This window comes from Nocardia salmonicida NBRC 13393 (assembly GCF_001613085.1).
Classification (GTDB): domain Bacteria; phylum Actinomycetota; class Actinomycetes; order Mycobacteriales; family Mycobacteriaceae; genus Nocardia; species Nocardia salmonicida.
The window spans coordinates 1-5,695 of record NZ_BDBR01000078.1 but is presented as its reverse complement, the minus strand read 5'-3'; the positions used below and the strand labels follow the sequence as shown (position 1 = coordinate 5,695).

Annotated in this window: 7 protein-coding genes; 2 read left to right on the top strand and 5 right to left on the bottom strand. The window is 66.3% G+C overall.

All coding sequences use genetic code 11. The annotated features are described in order from the left end of the window. On the top strand, window positions 1-572 hold a 572-nt coding region (locus tag NS1_RS38230), incomplete at its 5' end, for a peptide deformylase (protein ID WP_218020018.1). Window positions 573-1,116: 544 nt separating this feature from the next. Here the strand turns inward: NS1_RS38230 and NS1_RS38225 are convergent. The 5 genes from NS1_RS38225 to NS1_RS38205 form a co-directional block, all read right to left on the bottom strand. Continuing rightward, window positions 1,117-1,470 (bottom strand): hypothetical protein, encoded by a 354-nt coding sequence (locus NS1_RS38225; RefSeq protein WP_062992604.1) that lies wholly within the window; start codon window positions 1,468-1,470, stop codon window positions 1,117-1,119. A gap of 389 nt (window positions 1,471-1,859) precedes the next feature. Next, a complete protein-coding gene (locus NS1_RS38220) occupies window positions 1,860-2,522 on the bottom strand; it encodes a hypothetical protein (RefSeq protein WP_062992602.1) in 663 nt (220 codons plus the stop codon). 81 nt (window positions 2,523-2,603) lie between these two features. Then, window positions 2,604-2,972, bottom strand: a complete 369-nt coding sequence (locus NS1_RS38215; protein ID WP_157125632.1) for a hypothetical protein — start codon at window positions 2,970-2,972, stop codon at window positions 2,604-2,606. Window positions 2,973-3,274: 302 nt separating this feature from the next. Continuing rightward, on the bottom strand, window positions 3,275-3,598 hold the full coding sequence (locus NS1_RS38210; protein WP_062992599.1) for a hypothetical protein: 324 nt from the start codon (window positions 3,596-3,598) through the stop codon (window positions 3,275-3,277). Window positions 3,599-3,687: 89 nt separating this feature from the next. Next, window positions 3,688-4,218, bottom strand: coding sequence for a hypothetical protein (locus NS1_RS38205; RefSeq protein WP_062992597.1), 531 nt, complete (start codon window positions 4,216-4,218; stop codon window positions 3,688-3,690). A 481-nt stretch (window positions 4,219-4,699) separates the two neighbouring features. On the opposite strand from NS1_RS38205, the gene NS1_RS38200 reads away from it, so the two are divergent. After that, window positions 4,700-5,695 (top strand): tyrosine-type recombinase/integrase (locus NS1_RS38200; protein ID WP_062992595.1); only part of this gene is annotated, 996 nt, incomplete at its 3' end.

Here is a 5,695-nt window from a genome sequence, read left to right as displayed (position 1 = left end):
GGGGACGTAGCGACGACGAGCGCACGCCGCCGAGCAAGGTGATGGCCGGCCTGGGCATAGCGCAGGAAGGCGACGAGATCCTGCGCGAGGTCGCGCGCCCGTTCGATCTACCCGCCGAGGCCGAAGACGCACGCCGTGTCATCGCCGAACTCAACTCCGCCGCACAGCGAGTTGCCCAAGCTCACGTGTTCGGCAAAGGGATGGGCATCGCCGCCCCGCAGATCGGCATCAGCAGGGCCGCGGCGATCGTCCGCACCCCCAACGGCGACACGGTCACCCTGTTCAATCCACGCATCGTGGAGACCGGCGGCGGCGAAGACGAACAGTACGAGGGGTGCCTGAGTTTCTTCGACTTGCGCGGACGGGTACCGCGCCCGTTGACAATCCACGTCGAGCACACCGACATCGACGGCAACACCCGAATCGCGGTGTTCGAGCGCGGAGTCGCACGCCTGGTCGCGCACGAAGTCGACCACCTGCACGCAACGCTCTACCTCGACCATATGAAGCCTGGTGTGGAGCCGATCTCTGTTGAGCAGTACCGGGGCACCGGCACAGCCTGGGCCTACTGACCAGCCGCGCAAAAGGATTCCTGGAAGCATCGTCGTTGAGGATCAGGTGCCCGGACATCGTCCGGGCACCTGAGTTCTCGCCAGCCGGTGTCTGGAGGGGATCGACACCGACCTCATCGATCAGGAACTCTTGACCGTCGACGGTGCCGTTCCTCGCATGTAGCGCAGCTACGTTCAGGCCGCCGGGTAGGTCGAGCCGGGCCGCGACGCCAGGCAGGTCGACACAGCACCTTTGCAGCCGCCATACACCCGGCAGCGTCACGGGATAGTCGTCAGATCGCACGAGACGCAATGCTCGCAGGACTACCCCGCCGAGATGTGCACTCGCCGATCATCGGCCCAGCAACAACTGGAAACCGGCTAAAGACCGAGCCCATAGGACAACACCACTTTCGGTGCGGGTTCGTGTGCGGCCAACTGTGCGCGCAGCGCCGCGCTCACGGCGGGCCCGCTCATCGGCGCCGGGCGCGTTCGGCGGTCACCGCACTGGTGACCAGCATCGGACAGGACACCCACGCCCGCGCACTATCGGTGTTGCCGGACATCACACCAACCCTCCACCGGTCCAGCTGGCCCACCAGTCGCCGCCGAGGCCGTACTTACTCCAGTGCGCGAGGCGGTCGTGCGCGCAATCGCGATGAGTGAACGCTGCCGCGTCGCGTTCGATCGGGTAGCAGCCGGAATGTGTCGAGCAGCCCTGAGTCCAGGCGGGCGTGTCCTCGAGGACTATCACGTTGGTCGGTATCAGCCCGTCGGAGGTGAGCGGTGCGAGCAAGGCCGCCTCGCAGGTCGGGTCGCCCAGCGCTGCGGCAGGCAGCATCGCGAAGTGCCAACTGCCGGTGAGGGAACGAGCCGCGATGCGGACTGGATCGTCCAACAGCGCGGTGGCGGCCTGCACGGCTGCTACGGCGGTATCGCCCGTAGCAGAAGATGTCGAGCGGAGAGCCGTCGAGACGGGAGTAGACCGCGGCGCACCAGTCGGTGCTGTCAGCGGTGCTGTCCTCGTCGAGCACCAGTCCGTCGCCGTTGCACACGAGCAGTTCCACCGGCACGCCCCGCACTTCGCCGCCGGGCAGGTAGATGTTCACGTGACCGACAACGCGGATCTGTGCGTCGTAGCCGAGCGTGGCCAGGGCGAACAACTCGGGTGCGTATCGTGTCCGTGCTTCGGCGACGAGGGCGTCGAAGTTGGCGGAGGGCATAGCTGTTCCCTTCGTCTGGGAGTGCGAGTGGGGGGTGAAGCGGCGGGGTGTCCGGTCCCGCCGGGACTTCACGGTGTTGCGGTGCTCATCTGCGCTCGCGTGGTTCGGCCTCATCGAGCAGTTCGAGCAGAGCGTCGATATCCGTGGTGCACGCCAGTCGTGCGGCGGCCGGTGTTCGTAGGCGGCGGAGCAAGGCGCGCAGGCTCAAGTCCTGTTCGGCGTCGGTCATCGGATGCCTGTATCCGGTATGGGGGTCCACGAGGTCAACGGTGACGTCGATGTCGACGCGTGGATTGTTGCGGTACACCCCGTAGCACCGTGTGGTGACGAAGTCGAACTCGGTGGCTTGTCCGGGTACGAATGATGGTTCCGGGGAGTCTTCGACGAGGACCTCGTAGTACCGGCGACCCGAGCAGGGCTTAGCCCACGGCGGGGTGTGCGCGATGACGGCGATCCACTGTCGGGTGTGGATGTTCCAGGCGGTGTAGGGGTCGCTGGTGAGGCGCGTCAGTCGATCCACGAAATCGGCGTGCCGAGCTTGGTATTCCGGCGACCACCACCAAGCCCGGCGGGCGCGCCGCCACCAGCGGAAGAAGACGTACAGCACGCACAACGCCGTGCCGTACCCCGCCGCCGCGAGCCAGTCGCCACGCTGCACGGCGTCGACGAATCCGTAGGCGTACAGCCCGACGTTGAGCACGGCCACGGCCGCGGGGATCAGATTGTTGCCGGTAGTGAAAGCAGACATAGAGCCCTCCAGGGCTGCGAGTGGAAGAACGCCGGGACGGAAGTGTCCGGTTTCCGCCCCGGCGTGGTGAGGTGCGCGAGGTCAGTGACCGGTCTCGGGCACGTCCGCGTCGTCGTCCGCCTCGTTGTCGTTGTCCCAGTCGTCGGGGACGCCATCGGTCCACACCACGGCCTTGGCGAGGTGGTCCCAAGTCGCGTGCGCGAGAGCCTGCACGCGCTCTGTTTCGTCGTTCTTGTCGAGGCGAACGCCTGCCGGGATGAGCCAGAGTTCGGCGCGGAAGTCCCACGCGGAACCGGAAACCTGCGCCGAGGAGCTGACCTCCTCTGCCGCCCAGGCACGCGCTTCGTCCTCGGAAGTGAAGTCGATTTCCTCGATCAGCCACCGGCTCTGGCCGGGCGGGACGCTGGAAAAATTCACGTAGAAGCGATCGTGATTTGCGACTACTGCCATGGGTGGGTACATCGGAATGCCTTTCATGCTGTGCGAGTGGGATCGAAGAGGTCGGGGTGTCCGGGCCCGAATCTCTCTATGTCATATATTACCCGATATGCTGGCGAATGCAAGGTGGGGCGGTCGGGCTGTATGGAGGTGGATCTGATTCGTTCTGGCCTGGCCAGGGGGTCAGTCGCAATCGCGCCGATCGCGAGCGGCGCGGAGGGATTGGATACCGCATGCTGTCGATCGAGAGCGCTCCGGTGTCGCCGCTTGGGGCGGAGCGCCAACTGGGATCGGGGTGCGGGAGGCCGCCCTTCTCATCGAGGAAACGACTGAGGATCGTCCTCCGGTGAGGGGCCGAACCAGCGCATCGCTTCGTCGTGGAAGTCGTTGTCGGCGAGCCACCGGCGCGCGAAACCCTCGGAGACGGTTTCGTAGACGCTGTGGTCCGCGCCGCCTTCGTCGATCAGAACGCGATTCAGAATCCAGCCGACGGTATTGGTGCGATACAGGCACTCGAGGTGGGTTCGGCCATCCACGAGCGGTGCGAGCGCTTCGAACTCGTCGGCCTGCTCGCTGTAGAACATCCCGAACAGCTCGGTCCCGTCGTCGGTGTAGTGGGTGTAGGTGATGCGCGCCATGATGAGGGTTCTCCTTCTTGGTGAGCGTCGAGCGCTCGAATGCGCCGTACCGGACCGCCTGGGCGCGGGGGCCCGGTACGGCGCATTCGTCAATTCCGTGTCCGGGTGCCGGACGGTGTATTCGTGTCGGCAGTGGCCCGCGTCGGCTTGGTGTCGGCGGGCCGACCCCCGGAACCGCTGGGAGCCGGATCGGAGTGTGGTGTGGCGCGCGGCGCGGCCGAGACCTCCGGCGATGCGGCCCCGGCGTCGACCTTCTCTGTCGATGGCGGAGTCAGGGGTGCCTTGGCGGCGGTGGTTGATGTCTGAGACGGGCGGGGTTGAGGTCTGGTCTTCGCTCGCTTGGACACTGCGCGGATCGCGGCGGTGGGCTTGAGGCCGATCCGTTCCAGGGCGTCCGGTTCAGCGCCAGCGTTCGTAGCCGCCGCGTAGGCGGCTGCCACGGCGGCTTCGGCGGACTCCTCGTCGGCGATCAGCCGTGCCGTCTCGGTCTCGCGGTTCTCGGATGCGCGTCGCCATTCACCGACCTTCACCGCGAGTTCGCCGATGCGTGTCTCCAGGTCGTCGTCAATGACCACACGTCGATACGCGGTCAAGGCGTGGGTGGCTGTCTTCTTCACCATGGACGATGTCTCCTTGCTTGGTGATCACTAATGGACCGATGAACCCTAGTGTATCGAAAGCATCGAAAGATGAAAGCTGTCTGTCACGGGCACGAAGTGGCTCGGAGGGTGTGCGTCGACGGGCAGTCTCGCCGCCTGTTTGTTCGGGGGACTGGTGTGTAGTCGGAATCGGGGGGCGTGGATTGACCCGGCCGAGGCGCTCGGGCGGGCAGTCCTGTCGCGCACCGTTCCCGCGCGCGAGCGTCGGCGCGTTCGCTGGGGCGCCCGCCGTGAACCGCAGGGCCCCTGACCATTGATTCAGTCCAACAACCCGTGCGTTCGACGGCCGATGAGCGCGGTGTGAACCCCGTCGTAGCGCCGTCGAGGTGGAAGATTCCCGTCCGTCGTGCTCGTGGTGACGAATGAAGGTTCGTCACCAGTGGTGCTCGATTCGTCCTCTCGGTGATCAGTTTTCATCCGTGGTGAACATCGAGGGGTTGGGTTGACGCTGGCGGTGGTGCGGTCGCTGCGCGGGCCGAGAGGCCCGGCGACCGAAGAGGAATTGGTCGACTTCGAGGTCGATGTGCTCGCGGAGTTCGTGCTGGCGCGCGCGGCCACCGGGGTGAACGACGGGACGATCCGAGGCGACATCGGGCATTTGGAGCAGGTGCGGAATTGGTTCGGTCGTCCGTTGTGGGAGATGGAACCGCGCGACGCGGACCGCTACTTCGGCACCATGCTGCGCAAGGTCTCGGCGGCGACGCGAAGCGCGCGGGCCCGCGCCGTGGTGACCTACTTCGCGTTCCTGGAAGCCCGCTACCAGGTGCTGCTGCACGAGCTGACCGGCCGAGTCGTCGAGTGCCCGATCGACGAGATGAACCGGCCACGGATGTCGGTCGACGTGCAGATCCGGGTTCCGCCGACCGAGACCGAGATGGAGCAGCTGTTCGGCGGGTGGCGTGAGGATCTGGTGTCGTGCCGCAAGTTCGCGCCGAATGCCCGCAACTACATGGTCGCGCGGCTGTCCTGCGATGTCGGTCTGCGGATCAACGAGGCCTGCCGGTTGGATCTCGATGACGTGCGGTGGGAGCTGGGCCGGTTCGGAAAGCTCAACGTCCGCCACGGCAAGGGCGCGCACCGCAGTGGACCGCGGCAACGGCTGGTGCCGCTGATCAACGGCGCCGACCGCGCACTGACGTGGTTCGTCGAGGACGTCTGGGCCCAGTTCGACGCCGACGAGTCCTTGCCCGGCGCACCGCTGTTCCCGTCAGAACGACGCAGCGGTGGCGGGGCAGGGCTGCGGGTCACCAACGACACAGTGCGCCAGGCGCTGGGTCGCGCGGTGGAACGGCACCTGCCCAACTGGGCGGGTCGGCTCACCCCGCATGTGTTGCGCCACTATTGCGCGAGCCAGCTCTATCAGACCGGTGTCGACATCCTCGCGATTCAGGAAGTGCTCGGGCACGCCTGGATCGCGACGACGATGCGCTACATCCAC